This is a genomic window from Nitrospirales bacterium, assembly GCA_031315865.1.
Classification (GTDB): Bacteria; Nitrospirota; Nitrospiria; order Nitrospirales; family UBA8639; genus JAGQKC01.
The window spans coordinates 1,222,385-1,237,423 of record JALDRJ010000002.1 but is presented as its reverse complement, the minus strand read 5'-3'; the positions used below and the strand labels follow the sequence as shown (position 1 = coordinate 1,237,423).

Sequence of the window (15,039 nt, the reverse complement as noted above, 5' to 3'; positions counted from 1 at the left end):
AGAATGTTGCACCCTAAAATTCAATCGGTAGATAGACTCGTCGTCATCCTCGATAGCGAACGGCAGGCAGGGAAACGGATCGTGTTTTCGAATGGATGTTTCGACCTCCTGCATGTTGGCCATGTTCGGTATTTGGAACAAGCTCGGCAATTGGGAGACCTCCTCATCGTCGGACTGAATAGCGATCGTTCAGTCCGCTGCCTTGAAAAAGGAGCCAGCCGACCAATTATCCCTGAAGACGAACGCGCAGAGGTGCTGGCCGCCTTGTCTTGCGTGGACTATGTCACTATTTTTCATGAGCCAGACCCGTTAGTCATCATCAAAAAAATTCTGCCCGACACCCTGGTTAAGGGTGGCGACTGGTCACCAGACCAGATGATCGGCCGAGAAGTCGTGGAGAACCTGGGAGGATCGGTCGTCTCTCTCCCGTTGGTCCCGCACATCTCGACGACTGCGATCATCGAACGAATCCTTAAACGCTCCGTATCTCCGGCCGATGAAATCGCAGCCTCATCCCCATCTCGACCGTCTTAACCTCAGCCAAATGCAGGAAAGTCCAGAGATTTTATGAAACTCGCCTCTTCACTCCTCCAGCCTCTCGAGCACATTCTTGAGCCGATTCACACAGCTCTCGAGCAACATCACGGCCATCTGTGTCTGACGAGCGTCGCTCCTTCATCGCATTCACTCGCGATACTGGGTCTGTACTACAATCAATTCTCGCACAAAAGGCAGCCTGAACACCCCAGGTCATGGTTGATCATCACGGAATCCGAGCCCTGCTCGCTTCAGGTATTTCAAGATCTCCAATTCTACCATTCAGTCTTCAACCTTCCTCTCGAACCGTTAGTCCACTTTCCTCAATGGGCCAGCCTGCCCTATCAATCCTCTCTGCCTCCGACTGATATTATCGCTCAGCGCGCTCGCGCCTTGCATCGGTTAACCACGGGACAACCGACCATACTGGTCACGTCGGTCCTTGCCCTGCTGCACAAGGTACTCCCTCAACAGGTATTTCTTGACGCCTATTTTTCGCTTGCACTTCGGGATGTGCATGAGCACGAACCGCTGATCGCCAAACTGCTTCAACTTGGATACCGCCGCGTCTCGATCGTGGAAATTCCAGGAGAATTCAGCGTTCGAGGAGGGATCATGGATATTTTCTCGACCGCGTGCAATCAGCCTATTCGAGTAGAATTTTTAGGGGATACGATCGAATCCTTGCGCATGTTCGACCCATCGACCCAGGAGTCGATTCAACAACTTTCGGAAGCTTGGATTTTACCGGTTCGCGAATATCTTGTTGATGATTCCACTCACGAGGAAGGCTGTCCGCCTCTCTCCCCCGATGCTGAATGGTATGCACCCGATCTCTACGGGACGATGGAGTCCGTGACGGAGTATTTTCAGGAAGCTCCCCATGTCGTCCTGCATGCACCAATGAGTCTTCAACGCATGGCCTCAACGAGTTGGGACGAAATATTGCAGGTATGGGATCAACAAGACTCCTCCTCGACCGCTCAAGACAAGCCACCATACCCTGATCCTGACCGGTTGTATGATCTCTACGACGATATTCTTACGAGAATACAGCGATGGCCCATGATCGGTATCGATACGATCGCACCGGCTGCTTCTGAAGACTGGGAAGACGTCATACCCTTTCCCGCGCAATCCCCGAACAGTGTCGGACTTGGGCTCCGGGGCGTCCCGCTTAAAGAAAACCTCGTCAAGCTGGATCAACTGCGTAGTCAGGGACCCGTGTTTCTCATCGCTCGCAGCACAGGACAAGTCGAACGTCTTTTGGGTTTGTTGTCTGAACATGGGTATCCAGCCTCGCCATGGGATCCATCACAACATGACAAGCGTTCTCCTGATGAACGATTCCCCTTTTATTGCATCCAGGGTGAACTATCCTCGGGGCTTATCACCCATGAAGGGCGTCTGGCATTTATCACCGAAGAAGAACTCTTTGGAAAAGGTATGCGGCATCGTCCGCAACCTAAGACCCACACGGCCAAATTCCTTTCCTCTCTTGATGACCTTCAGGAAGGCGACCTCGTCGTTCACGTCCATCATGGCATCAGCCGCTATCAAGGTCTGCGCCGGCTCTCTGTTCAGGATTTCGAGAGTGATTACTTGTTATTGCAGTTTGCAGGGACCGACACGCTCTATGTCCCTTTGGAACGCCTCTCGGAAATTCAGCCCTATCATGGAGCCGATCAACGGACCCCCAAATTGGATAAACTCGGGGGATCGAGCTGGGCTCGGACGAAGGCTAAAGTCAAAAAGAGCATCGAAGACATGGCCGAGGAACTGGTGGCCCTCTACGCGAATCGCGAGATTGCACGCCGAGCGGTCTACACGCCGGATACGATGCTGACGCACGAATTCGAGGCGGCCTTCGACTACGAAGAAACGTCCGGTCAACTCAAAGCCATCGAGGATATTTACCGTGACATGGAATCCCCAAAACCAATGGATCGATTGGTGTGTGGAGACGTCGGGTACGGGAAAACCGAAGTCGCCATGCGGGCGGCGTTCAAAGCCGTTCAGAACAATCGACAAGTGGCCGTGCTCGTGCCCACGACCTTGTTGGCTCAGCAGCATTACGAGACCTTTTCGGCAAGATTCTCCCCCTTCCCGGTTCGGGTCGGCATGTTGACCCGGTTTCAAACCGCGAGCGAATGCAAAGTCATTCTTCGGGATCTGGCGTCAGGAACCCTGGACATCATCATTGGAACCCATCGCGTATTGACCAAATCCGTTACATTCAAGAACCTAGGCATTGTCATCACGGATGAGGAGCAATGGTTTGGCGTACGGCACAAAGAACGACTGAAACAACTTCGTACGCAAGTCGATGTCCTCACGCTGTCAGCCACACCCATTCCCCGCACGCTTCAAATGGCCCTCTCGGGCGTACGTGACTTGTCGGTCATCGAAAGCCCTCCTTCCGGGCGGTTGGCGATTCAAACACAGGTCCTGCGCTTTGACGCGAACGTCATTCGCGAGGCGATCCATCGGGAAATGGGCCGGGGAGGGCAAGTGTTCTACCTACATAATCGCGTCGAAACGATGGAACGCACGGGGACATGGCTGCAACAGCTGGTCCCCGAAGCTCGCATTGTGATCGCCCATGGGCAGATGGACGAACGGTTACTCGAAAGTGTCATGCTCAAATTTTTTCACCATGAGGCCGACGTGCTGGTCGCCACCGCCATCATTCAGTCAGGACTCGACATTCCGAACGCCAACACCATCCTCATTGACCGGGCAGACCTGTTCGGCCTGGCCCAACTCTACCAATTGCGTGGACGCGTCGGGCGTGGAGGACAACAGGCTCATGCGTATTTCTTCGTGCCCAATGAAGAAACCTTGAGTACCGACGCGCAAAAACGTCTCAATGCCATTCAAGAGTTTACGGAACTCGGCTCCGGATTCCGGATTGCCGCGGCCGACATGGAAATCCGCGGCGCGGGGAATTTGTTAGGGAAACAACAATCCGGCAACATCGCTGTCATCGGGCTGGATTTGTACCTGCACATGGTTGAACAGGCCGTTCAACAACTCAAAGGACACACCATCGAAGACATACCGGAACCCACCCTCCAGCTCCATGTGTCGGCGTTCATTCCGGAAGATTATATCGAGGACTCCCATCAACGGCTGAGCCTGTACAAGCGGCTCTCAGGAAGCGAACACATGAGTGACCTTGCGCTCCTTCATGGGGAAACGCAGGATCGGTATGGTCCACTGCCAGAACCTGTCGAACGCCTCTACGAAGTGATGCAAGTCAAACTCTTGGCCAAGGCCTTAACGCTAGAATCCGTTGAGCTCCAGGGCCGTAGGATTGTGATCACGTTTCATGAGCAAGCCAAGTTACCAGACGAGGGCATTCAATGGTTGATGGATCGCGGTGCGGGTCAGATTCGCTTTCTTTCCCCACGATCCTTTGAACGGGAGATGCAGTCTGAAGATTGGGACGTGCTGTACCCAGAGCTGAATACAATCTTACAAGGGCTCCATCGACATCATCAGACCCTTGAAGAAGCTCATCCGTCATGAATGTTGGCAAAAGAATTCTGTCACTCTCAAGAGCTGTAGTCATGAAAATTTTTACGCGTCTGTTTCTTCGATTGTTCCTGCCAAGCCTTCTGGTCTCGTTGATGGCCCTCAGTTTTTCAATTTCGACGGTGAACGCGTTTATGGACCGAATCGTTGCGGTCGTCAACAAAGAAGTCATCACATTTTCTGAGTTAGAAGAGGAAGTGCGAGATGAACGCATTCGCCTGATGGCCAGGTTCAGTGGAGAACAACTCTATCGGCGGGTGGCTCAGAAAGAAGCTCAAGTCCTCAATGCCATCATCGAAGAACGTCTGCAACTTCAAGAAGCCAAAGCGAAAGGGTTTACCGTCACGGAAGAAGAGTTAGACACGGCACTCCAACGTAAGCCGCCCCAAGTGGAACTGGATGACGCCGCATATGCGGCCTATACCGAGCACCTCCGGAAACAGATTCTTCTGGATAAAATACGAAGCTTTGAGATTCGTCGAATTATCACGATTTCACATGCGGAAATCGCGCAATATTACAAAGAACATCAAGATGAGTTTATGACGGCTCCCGTCTACCGTCTACGTCAAATTTTATTTGTCGTCGACACTGATGAAGAGCGGCTCCATAAGCAATCTCAATCGCGATCGGTCTATCAGCGCCTTCAAGCGGGAGAAAGCTTTCAAGAGCTTGCGCTCAAATATTCAGGTGGACCGGAAGCTACAGAAGGGGGAGAGTTGGGAGCGGTGCCACACGATGAACTCCTCGCTCCGCTGGCCAACGCGTTAAAAACGATGCAGGCAGGAGAACTCAGCGGACCGATCGAAACACGGCTAGGCTTTCACATTTTGGCTCTCGATGAAATTACCCCTGAAGTCCCCAAGCTTTTTGAAGAAGTCGAAAATCACATACAAGCCAAACTCCTCAAACAACGCACGGACCATGTGTTTCAGGAATGGCTCGCAGGCCTGAAGAAAAAGGCTTTCATTGAGATTAAATATTCGCCACTATCAAATTTTTAATGGCGCACAGAACCTCAGCGCGTCCTTCTTGAGTATAGGACGAAAACGGGAGGAGTTCCGTGTGAGGAAGGAGCGACAATCCTTTCCGAATGCGATCCAAATGTTCCCGCCGCTTGCCCGTTGAGATTTTATCCAGTTTTGTCGCGACAACAATCATCGCATATGGCAACGTCTTCAGCCAGTGCAAGAGTTCTTCATCGGAGCGTTCAACCCGCCTGATATCGATGAAGACCACCACTCCACATAATGTGTGACGCGACGTCAGATAGGTCTCAATCATAGGTCCCCACGCTTGACGAACGGATTGAGGCACTTTCGCATACCCATACCCGGGAAGATCGACGAAATGCAGTTGCCTGACCTGCGAATCGGCCAACTCCACGTGAAAAAAGTTGATCATTTGAGTTTTCCCCGGCACTTTTCCCACTTTGGCCAACCCTTTCCGGTTCAGCAAACAATTCAAGGCTGACGACTTTCCCACATTCGACCGGCCCAGCAAGGCGATTTCCGGACAGACTGCCTTGGGACACTGATCAAGCGCCACACAACTCTTGATGAATTCGGCCGATCGAATTTTCATGATCCAGGCTTCTCGAGTGAAAGAAAGACTCTATCGTGACTGGTTGGAAGATTTCATCGCCCGTTGAATTTCCCGGTTGGCCTCACGTTTTTTGACCGTCTCGCGCCGGTCATAGTGCTTCTTCCCCCGCGCCAACGCCAATTCGATTTTTGCGATCCCACGGAGGTTAAAATACAGGCGAAGCGGAACAAGAGTCAGACCCGCTTGTTGGACCTTGCTCTGTAACTTTTGAATTTGCTTGTGATGAAGCAATAGCTTTCGAGGTCGGAGAGGTTCGTGATTCATTTGGTTGCCGTGACTATAGCCTCCGATGTGACACTGATGAAGGATGACTTGCCCCGAATCGATCGATGCATAGCTTTCGCGAAGATTGACTTTTCCTTCACGAAGCGATTTGACTTCGGTCCCAAGCAGCACGATGCCTGCTTCGATTTTTTCTTCGATCGCATAGTCATGAAAAGCTTTGCGATTCGTTCCGATAGCGTGATCCGTCTTGGTTTTGCTCATAACACTTATTCGCTCTCAGCTCTCGTTTTACTGGGATGAGGATTCGACTGCCAGGCTTCGGTACGCTATAGTACCGTGATGGGGGCGTTCTCTTCTACTCAATCACTCGTTCCGAGTATCGCCAAATCCTACGGCTTGGACGTGAAAATCCTGGAAAGTCGTCTACTACGCGACTGGCCCAAAATAGTGGGCGCTTCCCTCGCCTCACACACTCGCCCGGAATCGATCAAATTTCGAAAATTGGTCTTGATCGCAGAAAATTCCGCGTGGCTCCAGCAACTTGTCTTCCTGAAGCCGATGATCCTGGAAAAGCTCCATGACGTTAATCAGGAAACGCAAATCGTTGATATCATCCTCCGTATCGGGACTATTGAACCAGCGAAGCAGGCCAGCATTTCCCCTACAAATGACCCTGTAACACCGACCCCGAAGTCATTAGAATATGCGACCGCCTTGACCTCCACTATTAAAGAGCCAGAACTTCGCGCCCTTCTGACCACGGTGATCGCGAAAGATCTTTCGATGACGAAGTTTCCGCGTCCTGCTTGGGTTGATTAACTCCCGTAACACTATAAAATTTCGTGCGTGAGTCGTGCCGGCTCATTGAACAGCCACTCCACCTCACTATCGGCCTGCCCGATTCGCTGCCCACCCACTGGTCCAAGCCATCCGACGACCTCCTTGAGATCGATCGACAACCCGCCTCTGACCATGGATTCAAACAAACGCTTGAATTCCATGTCTTCTTTTTCTGTCGACTCCGAAAGGTACCGACGCAGTTTTTCCGCTTCCGCCCATTGGTGGTCGGAAAATACGTAGAGTTTCATACGTTGATAGCGGCCTTGCGGATCATCTGGCGTCGTGGGGCGAATTTTCATAGGGGCGAAATTTCGTGTTTCTTGGGCTTTGGATCGAAAGCGTTCGAGAAGCGTTCGAATTTCAGGATCGCTCGTCCAGGATGGCGTATGGATTAACACGGTGATGCCGTCCTGCGCTCCGACGCTATAGGGTGGAATGGTTCGATCGGGACGGGACAAGAACATGCCGAGGCCGATCATGAGAAATCCGCCGATCAACACACCCAATCCGAGTTTAACGAGCGTATCAAGAGGTTTCCGAGGAGGCTTTGAGGACTTCATGTATCCAAATGTTTCGACGTTATTCTCGTCAGGCACGACGGGTCAAGAGATTGAATCAGAATGCTAGAATGCGCATAGGTCTTGGGAGATTCTAGGTAGGACGATTAGGATGACCGAACAGGTTCGACGATACGGAATCGCACCTCATCCGCATGGGTATACGCCGAAATTTCCTCTCCTATGAATAAACCACACCGATAGAGCCCGGGCGTCCATTCCGCCTGTTCCGGTTTTGACAGGACAAAATACCCAGACTGCTCATTCATGGCCATCACAACCTTGTCTTGAGCGACGGCCTTTTGACCTCTGAGTATTTTCGGGGTCTCCATGAAACATTCCGCCGTGAGTTGCACATCATGAAACGAGGGCGTCACAAGCCCGAACACCAATATGACCTCTTCCTGTGTGGAAGAGAAAGTATTGTTGGGTTCGATCGGGATAAAATCATGAGCGCCACTCGGGAGATCGTCCCGCATGACGCGGTCTGCGGATATGACGAATCGAAACGTGCTAAAGTCTGCATCTCTCCCCATGAGCGAAGCTCTCCGATACATGGGGTCTTCGGGCTTGAGCGTCTTTTCAAGGACCTGCTCATAGACCTGGTCAGCCGACTGGGCCTCTGGGCTCGCGGGGTCAGCCGGTGGAATCTGCGCATTGGCTTTATCCTGCGCCGGCTTGGTGGCGTCTGGGACATGGGGCCGGACTTTCTCCATCCATTCCACCAATTTTTCCTTGCTCAACACTCGAACCCCTGGCATCACACCGACATCCTTGTTGGTTTCTTCAAATTCGACGGCCGCTTGATAGAGTATTTCAAAATGGTCGTACGCTTCAGACCATCGTTCTAAGGCGGTCAGTGTTTGCCCGATCTGAAAAAACGTATCGGCCAACACTTCTTCATTTGTCGTGATGGTCAACACTTTTTCCAGAACGGGAAGGGCCTCCTCATACCGGTCCAACTCCATGAGTGTGACGCCTAAATCATGGGTCGCGGCATGGTCACTGGGCTTGAGCGTCAAAACCTTCCGTAAGACGGGTTCAGCTTCCGCATACTGACCGGCCTCAAACAAGCCCCATGCTTTCGCTCGAATGGCTGCCCATTCCTTTCGTTCCGCAGCAGTTCCTTCCGGGCTAAAAATTGGCTGGTAGCGACGACCTCGCTCTTTCGTCGCCCCGTAGACCACTGAGAGCAAACTCCGGGCGGCCATATCTTCCGGAGAACCAGGAACGACCATCGTTAAGACCTTCTTGACTTCATCCCTGGCACCTCGACCATCCAGGATATCAAAACGCGCCCGGGCCATCGCTAAACGCCAACCAGGCATCTCAGGCTTTAATGCCACGGCCTTTTCGTACCATCTAAACGATTCTTCCAAACGATCGAGTTTTCGAAGTTCTACGGCTATCTGAAGCGGCACAAGGGGATTTTTCGCATCAATGTCGGCGATACGTTCTAACTCGGATATCGCCTCCTCGCTTCGTCCAGCTCGAAGCAGTACACTCCATTTGGCCCAATGCACGTCCAAGGCTTTCGGGTCGGCCCGCAATGCACTGTCATACGCTTCTATAGCCTCCGAAATACGTCTGGAAGTTGCGAGGACATCCCCTTTTAATCGTTGAAGTCGTAACGCGTCAGGATGGGCTTGAATACCTTGGTCCAACATTTCCAATGCTTGCACGTTCGCTCCGTCCAGCCAGGCATCTTCGGCCTGTATCGCTATGTTTTCTGCGCCTTGGCGATGAGAGTTGTGCGCGAAAATCTGGCTGTTTACCGATACCAGCAGGAGAAGACAGATGGCCAGAATCGCCAGCACCCTTCTGACACACATTTTATATTTTGATTCGCTTTTCAGGGCAAATACAACAAGAGATTTCATGAACGTTTCTTCAAAATACCCTTAACAGGGTTCGTAGAACGATGGAACTCCGCTCTTCCCAATCGTCAAAATTTCCAACCATTTCAGTATATCATAGCGGCTATTCGCACAGCCTTCCAAGGCAAGAAAATAAGCCTGAATTCCAGCGGCGATACGGCTTTCACAGACGGATTGACGTGTCATCCCCATGTTATCTAGTCGCCCTCATGGACTTCTCGGGCTTTGCGGGATAATCGAATACCTTGAGTTCCCCTCTGATTCTGTCAATGTCATTCCAGGTATCCATGGGTAGTCGTAATATCGCCATACTACATGTCGGCATATTTCCAACATCACATCGCCCAAGTATGTTGACAAATTGCGTCAACGCGGGATTGTGCCCCACCAGCATCGCGCAAGACAGAGAATCATCAATCTCCCTGATTACCAAGAATAAATCTTCCATCTCAGCTTCATAAACTTGCTTATCGAAGACTATGCGCGGCAATGGGTAGGAAATTGCCGTGGCGAGGAGAGTTGCGGTTGTCGTCGCCCGTAGGGCTGGACTTGAAATGATAATATCTGGCTTAGGCCATGATAGTAAGCGTTGCCCCATGACAAAAGCCTCAGATTTGCCACGCTCATGTAAGGGGCGATCATAGTCAGTGCCATTCCTATCCGTAGAAGCGGCCTCTGCATGTCTGAATACATACAGCGTTTTCATCGTCATGTTATCCCAAAATAAGGATATGATTTCACAGCCTTCAGGCGAGCTAATACTCCGCCACTTTACCATATGATCTGAAAGAAGATACCCTTTTTGTTGCCTAAACAGTCGGCAATTCTTGCCCAATGCCTGCCCTCTGCCCCAGGACGCCACTTTCAGTTTACCGCTTTTCATAGCCGTTTCCGGGAATTTTCGCGCGGCACAATACTTGAGAACATACATGAAGGGAGATAGGGCATAAACTCGTTTCTTTCTTTCAAGAACAAAAGACACGATGACCTTCATACCTGAAATTTGGGCGTTCTTGAGCCAGGACGTTTCGTTCTTGGGCGGACCGGAAAGCCCGATGCTGAGTTGGCTGGGCTCTTTAGGAATTCTGATTTTTTTTCTCAGGAACGTTTACCGCCTGCGAAAAGAATTGTCTGGCATTCGGCAAGGCTTGGAGCAGATTTCTCCTCGTTTGGCGGCCCTTGTCACTGAACGAGGTGAGATCGATAAAGACCGATTTACTCCGAACATAAAGCCATCCTCTTCGTTACCGCGGAGAAATGAAGGTCCTGGCACGCGTATCGACTGTGACGACCTGCATCAAATCGACACCGTCATGGCTAACAGCCCGCTCCTTCGGGAACCATGGGCCCAATACCGGACTTCATTAATCATGGAACAGGTTCCCTGGTTTTTAGAGCCGCGCATCTTCAGTACCAGGCGGGCTGAAGAGATCTTTACCCAAGAATCGATCATGGCCAATCGAGTCAACTTGCCTTGGTATGGCCAATTTCCTTCCCTCGTGACCGGCCTTGGGCTCTTGCTGACATTTATTGCGCTCTTCATTGGCCTGGGGAAACTGCATGCCGAAGGGGGTGAGATTGTCGGGATCCAAGGGTTGATCAATGGTCTAGCCGGAAAATTTTTAACATCGATCGTCGGGCTCATTGTCGCGAATATCTTTACGTTCATCGAAAAACCGATGCTGTCCGAGGTTATGCACGCTCATCGTCAATTTCTCAGTCTGGTGGATCACTTGTTTCCGAGGAAAACCATCGAACAGATGCTCGAGCAACTCACCGGACTGAACAATGGCCGCCAGGAAGAACGTTCGCCTGCAGTGACAGCCCAACGCGACTACCGGGGACCGGGGATGAACGGGCTCGCAGGATCAATGGCCAGTTTGACCACCGCCGTTCAATCGTTGACCAGGATGCAGGAGGATGAACAAATCGAGACGCGCCGAATGATGACCGAGGTTCCCCGTCTGCTCAAAACAGAGTTACAACCCTCTCTTCAGGAATTAACCGAGACCATTCACGATCTGACGAAAATTCTCAAAGAGGCGCAACCACTCGTGGCAACAGTCGAATCACCATTCGAGAAACGCCCTCTTTTATGGAAAAACTCCGCTGATGTCATGGCCCCCTCCGCCACTATCCCAACGGGAAAATCGAAACCGCGCCTTCGGTGGCCACGACTTTCATCACTGGGACGTACTGGATGAACACCCCTATACCTCGAGGGATAACCACGACGAACACGTATGGCATGACCGATCTCATGACGTCATTAGCCATGGTCTTCATCCTGCTATTTTCCGCTTTTATTACTCAGACCTCATCCAAAGCGCAATCGACGTTGGAGGAACAGAAAGACGAAATTCAGCTGGCGTTGCGCGACCATTTAGAAAACGTCGGACTATCGCTTTCGTCCGATCCGCGTGATCCGCTGACGCTGATGATCGTCATCCCTGACAACTTGCTGACGTTTCAGTTCGGAAAAAATACCCTTACCCCCCGCGCCGAAAAATTTTTGGAAGAAGCCATGCCATTCTACGCAGCAACCCTGTGTGGACCCTTGCGTAGGACGATAGATTCCCTGGCTATTCAAGGTCATACGGATAACCAGGGAGACGATGTCTATAATTTACGACTCAGCCAAGAACGCTCACTGGCCGTGATGGTGAAAGGCTTAGAAGTCATCAAAGCACGCAAGCCGTCGGTATACCAGTGCTTTCAAGAGCTGACGGTCGCTTCCGGTCGAGGACGGCAGGATCTGATTTACGATTCAAACCATCTCGTCAACCATGAACAAAGCCGGCGCGTCATTTTTAAAATTCGCCTCCGGTCGACCGAGCAGCGGCAACTTCCTCAAAATTCTACAAAGATTCTAACGTCGATGTGATTTCCCAACTGCAATGTCACTTCCACATCCTCGATGCAGCAATAGTTCTGATCGGGGTGGTCTCGTTTATGAAGCAGAGCCACACAGGGGCCGGTGCCCCCAATTGGGTCTTACCAGAAGGAAAGCTACTCAGCTATCAGCAGTCCACTTGGCACAGCAAACGGTACATCCTTGCGTAAATCTAAGGCTTCAGGATCAGTCAAGGCATGTAAGAATTCGATTAAGTCCCGAAAATCCTGTGGTTTCAGTTTTGTCTCCCGCAACTCATTTGCCGCAGCTATGAGGGCAACACGGCCCGGGTCATTCTGTATAATACAATCTAGCGGATCCAGCATAGAATCAGGGGGCAAAACAACCTGTTCTTGGCAACGATATTCCTGTAACGATTTCGTAGGATTCAGATGGTGCAGAACAACCTCTTCAAGCGTGTTAAAAGCTCCGCTATGTCCATAGGGAGCTGTCAATGCCACGTTTCGTAATGGCGGTGTTCGAAACCGGTATCGATCCCCCTGATTCCCAGTCACTCGTTCACGACCGAAGTCTTCATGTCCATCAAAACCATCTCCTTTTCCTGGCCCCACCTGCGGCATTGCGATGGAATGAAACTCCATATCCGTCAAATACGTCCCACTGTGACACGAGACACACTGAGCCTTCCCGTAAAACAGGCGCATCCCTCGCTTTGCCCTTGGACTCAGGACTTTCCATTCCCCACGTAAGTAACGATCGAACGGGGTATTATTCGCTCTCCAGGTGGCGATTTCAAAAGCAGCAATGGCATTGGCAGCATGCACAAATGTAATCTCACCTTCGCTTATTCCATAGACCTCCTCAAAGCGTTGCCGATAGACAGGAATGGCTTGGAGACGTCGCTCCAACAGCCCCCAGACGCCCGTTGGGCCAGCGACATGGCCTAACGTAACCGCATCGGCGATCGGGTTCTCCCCAGCTTGGCCAGCCATCTCGGCCGTGGATGTCACTGGAAACATTGCTTGAACAGCCAAGACGTTTTCCAAGCCTATCGGCAGATCTTCACCTGCAGGACTTCGAAACCCAGAGGGAAAGCTGTCGTCTATCGCCACTCGTCCATCATGAAAGAGTTTGTCAATCGCAAACACACCTAGCCCGAAGATTGGAGGGGCATTTCGTGGTACCCGCTCGTGAATACGGTTGGCACCGAATCCCACATTCCGAGTAACACCTACCCCCTGTCCACCTTCCCCCACAGAAACCGACAAGCCATCTCCCGTGTTTGCGAGTGGATGATGACACGTCGCACAGGAAATATTTTTATTGCCACTCAAAATCTTGTCAAAGAATAATAGCCTTCCGAGTTCGACCTTGGCGGCATTGGGCTTGAGGTAATCCAAAAAGTCACTTGCTGCCGATGGAGGCGGGACACCGTGTTGCTTACCTTCAGCCGTGTTGGCGAACAACACGAGAGCGATTACCATACAAGGAATCCCCAAGATCCCTACAGACCTCTTCATAAATGCAGAATCTCCTTAGGACAAATGTAATGAATACAAAAAATTTCGGAGACATTTTGAAACTGCCAATTAAAACTGCAAAAGATAGACCTGAAAGCCATGACATCGTTTCGGCATTGTCTTGAAAGATGATAGGAATTGAATGGATAAGGTGTGCTTACAGAATCATGTATCGTGCGTGTATCGAGCAAGTCAAATGAACCGTCAGGAACCAGAAAAAATACATTTCTACACACGATTAGAATTTGATCGAGAGAATGTCACCAGAGTCGAAAAGTAGGACTATGCCATTGTGACACTAACGTAAGTTTCCTATCGTCCATCAATCAATGGTGGGAACTAGGGATGCATAATGCCACACATTTGAACCCATGGCCTCTAACGGCTGCTGTTACTTACTACACTTCAATAATTTATCTGTGTAAAATTTCCATGGCCATTGATAAACTATTGGAGAAAAATTCCTCACATTCTGTCAGACGTTGTTCACGCGCTCTTACGCCTTTCTCGTTTTTCCAGGTAAATACATTCAATTCTCCTGTTCATCCAGTTGCGAAGCTCATGGCATGTGCGTTGCTAACTGACTGAAAGACACTCCCTACGACAATAATGATCTCTTCTTTCGAGTAACGGTTTTAGAGAAATTCTCTTTATCATTTTCACTGACTTTTTGTTTGAGAAAACGCGTTGACGGCACAAGAGGAAAAACAGAATAGTCCAATACGGTATGGGAGGTTCAAATCTATTCATTCTTCACTGTAGGAGGTTTCTTATGTCATCGTTTTCCAAGTCTTCATCGTTCATCGGCATGGCACTCAGCGCCTCAATTCTTGTTTTATCGACCGTGGGGTTAACCCACGCAGATGATAATCGAGGCCGTACTGTTGTCGTTCATATCAACAGCTTTGATGCTGACCGAGTCACAAACGGCCTGTTATTCGCGAAGCATACCTGCCAGTTCCTACCCGATGCCGCGGACAGCACTGTCCGCGTTCTTTTCTCAAACGCTGGCGTGTTGAATGCCCTCAAAGATATTAAACATCCAAGAAACCGCGTTCCCACGCTTGCTTCAGGGGATGACGATCCGAAGCATGCCAAACGTCTCGTACGTAAATTACTGGGGCGTATTCCTTCAAATCCTCCGTTATTATGCAAGGTCGAAGTCGTTGCAACGGGGCTAGGACTAAAAACCTATAGCAAAACAGATAATGATTTGATTAATGGGGTTCAAGTCGGAGGGCCAATGATATCTTCTCCCGTTCAGGTTCCCGCCTTCCTTACGACTCCGGCTGAAGAGGGTCAACCAATCGTGGTGATTGATTGGTGAGTGTGCGGACTGGAGTGGAATGGAGTTTTCACAGAGCCTCGACCAAGGCTGCGTGACAACTCATGCTCTCTTTCCTTAGACGGCTACCATAACCCAGTCAGCCCCTCCTTAAAGGAGACAAATCTTTTATTTGGTGTTTTCTTCTTCGACCATTCTACTA

14 protein-coding genes are annotated in these 15,039 nt (G+C 50.6%); 7 read left to right on the top strand and 7 right to left on the bottom strand.

Annotated elements, in window-relative coordinates:
• Positions 1-3 precede the first annotated feature (3 nt).
• The 3 genes from rfaE2 to MRJ96_05710 are packed head-to-tail and all read left to right on the top strand — an operon-like array spanning position 4 to position 5,078.
• The gene (rfaE2, locus tag MRJ96_05720) at positions 4-534 is read left to right on the top strand and encodes a D-glycero-beta-D-manno-heptose 1-phosphate adenylyltransferase (GenBank protein MDR4500932.1); all 531 of its coding nucleotides are present in this window, start codon (positions 4-6) and stop codon (positions 532-534) included.
• 33 nt (positions 535-567) lie between these two features.
• Positions 568-4,068: a transcription-repair coupling factor gene (gene mfd, locus MRJ96_05715; protein ID MDR4500931.1), complete on the top strand. Its 3,501-nt coding sequence runs from the start codon at positions 568-570 to the stop codon at positions 4,066-4,068.
• A gap of 41 nt (positions 4,069-4,109) precedes the next feature.
• Positions 4,110-5,078: a peptidylprolyl isomerase gene (locus MRJ96_05710; protein MDR4500930.1), complete on the top strand. Its 969-nt coding sequence runs from the start codon at positions 4,110-4,112 to the stop codon at positions 5,076-5,078.
• Here MRJ96_05710 and yihA read toward each other — a convergent pair.
• A complete protein-coding gene (gene yihA, locus MRJ96_05705; protein ID MDR4500929.1) occupies positions 5,050-5,658 on the bottom strand; it encodes a ribosome biogenesis GTP-binding protein YihA/YsxC in 609 nt (202 codons plus the stop codon). The genes MRJ96_05710 and yihA overlap by 29 nt on opposite strands.
• A 30-nt stretch (positions 5,659-5,688) precedes the next feature.
• A complete protein-coding gene (gene smpB, locus MRJ96_05700) occupies positions 5,689-6,165 on the bottom strand; it encodes an SsrA-binding protein SmpB (GenBank protein MDR4500928.1) in 477 nt (158 codons plus the stop codon).
• A gap of 78 nt (positions 6,166-6,243) precedes the next feature.
• On the opposite strand from smpB, the gene MRJ96_05695 reads away from it, so the two are divergent.
• On the top strand, positions 6,244-6,723 hold the full coding sequence (locus tag MRJ96_05695; GenBank protein ID MDR4500927.1) for a DUF721 domain-containing protein: 480 nt from the start codon (positions 6,244-6,246) through the stop codon (positions 6,721-6,723).
• Between the two features lie 11 nt (positions 6,724-6,734).
• Here the strand turns inward: MRJ96_05695 and MRJ96_05690 are convergent, their stop codons facing one another.
• The 4 genes from MRJ96_05690 to MRJ96_05675 form a co-directional block, all read right to left on the bottom strand.
• Positions 6,735-7,304, bottom strand: a complete 570-nt coding sequence (locus tag MRJ96_05690; GenBank protein MDR4500926.1) for a hypothetical protein — start codon at positions 7,302-7,304, stop codon at positions 6,735-6,737.
• Between the two features lie 104 nt (positions 7,305-7,408).
• Positions 7,409-9,181, bottom strand: a complete 1,773-nt coding sequence (locus MRJ96_05685) for a tetratricopeptide repeat protein (protein ID MDR4500925.1) — start codon at positions 9,179-9,181, stop codon at positions 7,409-7,411.
• A 21-nt stretch (positions 9,182-9,202) separates the two neighbouring features.
• Positions 9,203-9,370 carry a hypothetical protein gene (locus MRJ96_05680; GenBank protein ID MDR4500924.1) on the bottom strand — a complete coding sequence of 56 codons (168 nt, stop codon included), beginning with the start codon at positions 9,368-9,370 and terminating at the stop codon, positions 9,203-9,205.
• A gap of 1 nt (position 9,371) precedes the next feature.
• Positions 9,372-9,890 (bottom strand): histidine phosphatase family protein, encoded by a 519-nt coding sequence (locus MRJ96_05675; GenBank protein MDR4500923.1) that lies wholly within the window; start codon positions 9,888-9,890, stop codon positions 9,372-9,374.
• A 271-nt stretch (positions 9,891-10,161) separates the two neighbouring features.
• Here MRJ96_05675 and MRJ96_05670 point away from each other — a divergent pair, with 271 nt between their 5' ends.
• Entirely contained in the window at positions 10,162-11,382 is a 1,221-nt protein-coding gene (locus MRJ96_05670; GenBank protein MDR4500922.1) for a hypothetical protein, read from the top strand.
• A complete protein-coding gene (locus MRJ96_05665; protein MDR4500921.1) occupies positions 11,379-12,062 on the top strand; it encodes an OmpA family protein in 684 nt (227 codons plus the stop codon). The genes MRJ96_05670 and MRJ96_05665 overlap by 4 nt, the downstream gene beginning before the upstream one ends.
• 125 nt (positions 12,063-12,187) lie before the next feature.
• Here the strand turns inward: MRJ96_05665 and MRJ96_05660 are convergent, their stop codons facing one another.
• A complete protein-coding gene (locus MRJ96_05660; GenBank protein ID MDR4500920.1) occupies positions 12,188-13,552 on the bottom strand; it encodes a hypothetical protein in 1,365 nt (454 codons plus the stop codon).
• A 772-nt stretch (positions 13,553-14,324) separates the two neighbouring features.
• On the opposite strand from MRJ96_05660, the gene MRJ96_05655 reads away from it, so the two are divergent.
• Positions 14,325-14,879 carry a hypothetical protein gene (locus tag MRJ96_05655; GenBank protein MDR4500919.1) on the top strand — a complete coding sequence of 185 codons (555 nt, stop codon included), beginning with the start codon at positions 14,325-14,327 and terminating at the stop codon, positions 14,877-14,879.
• Positions 14,880-15,039: the final 160 nt, after the last annotated feature.

Coding starts and splice junctions, on each gene's coding strand:
- MRJ96_05655 (MDR4500919.1), top strand. CDS start 14,325: ATGTCATCGTTTTCCAAGTCTTCATCGTTCATCGGCATGGCACTCAGC.
- yihA (MDR4500929.1), bottom strand. CDS start 5,658: ATGAAAATTCGATCGGCCGAATTCATCAAGAGTTGTGTGGCGCTTGAT.
- smpB (MDR4500928.1), bottom strand. CDS start 6,165: ATGAGCAAAACCAAGACGGATCACGCTATCGGAACGAATCGCAAAGCT.
- MRJ96_05660 (MDR4500920.1), bottom strand. CDS start 13,552: ATGAAGAGGTCTGTAGGGATCTTGGGGATTCCTTGTATGGTAATCGCT.
- MRJ96_05675 (MDR4500923.1), bottom strand. CDS start 9,890: ATGACGATGAAAACGCTGTATGTATTCAGACATGCAGAGGCCGCTTCT.
- rfaE2 (MDR4500932.1), top strand. CDS start 4: ATGTTGCACCCTAAAATTCAATCGGTAGATAGACTCGTCGTCATCCTC.
- MRJ96_05690 (MDR4500926.1), bottom strand. CDS start 7,304: ATGAAGTCCTCAAAGCCTCCTCGGAAACCTCTTGATACGCTCGTTAAA.
- MRJ96_05695 (MDR4500927.1), top strand. CDS start 6,244: ATGGGGGCGTTCTCTTCTACTCAATCACTCGTTCCGAGTATCGCCAAA.
- MRJ96_05710 (MDR4500930.1), top strand. CDS start 4,110: ATGAAAATTTTTACGCGTCTGTTTCTTCGATTGTTCCTGCCAAGCCTT.
- MRJ96_05665 (MDR4500921.1), top strand. CDS start 11,379: ATGAACACCCCTATACCTCGAGGGATAACCACGACGAACACGTATGGC.
- mfd (MDR4500931.1), top strand. CDS start 568: ATGAAACTCGCCTCTTCACTCCTCCAGCCTCTCGAGCACATTCTTGAG.
- MRJ96_05670 (MDR4500922.1), top strand. CDS start 10,162: ATGACCTTCATACCTGAAATTTGGGCGTTCTTGAGCCAGGACGTTTCG.
- MRJ96_05680 (MDR4500924.1), bottom strand. CDS start 9,370: ATGGGGATGACACGTCAATCCGTCTGTGAAAGCCGTATCGCCGCTGGA.
- MRJ96_05685 (MDR4500925.1), bottom strand. CDS start 9,181: ATGAAATCTCTTGTTGTATTTGCCCTGAAAAGCGAATCAAAATATAAA.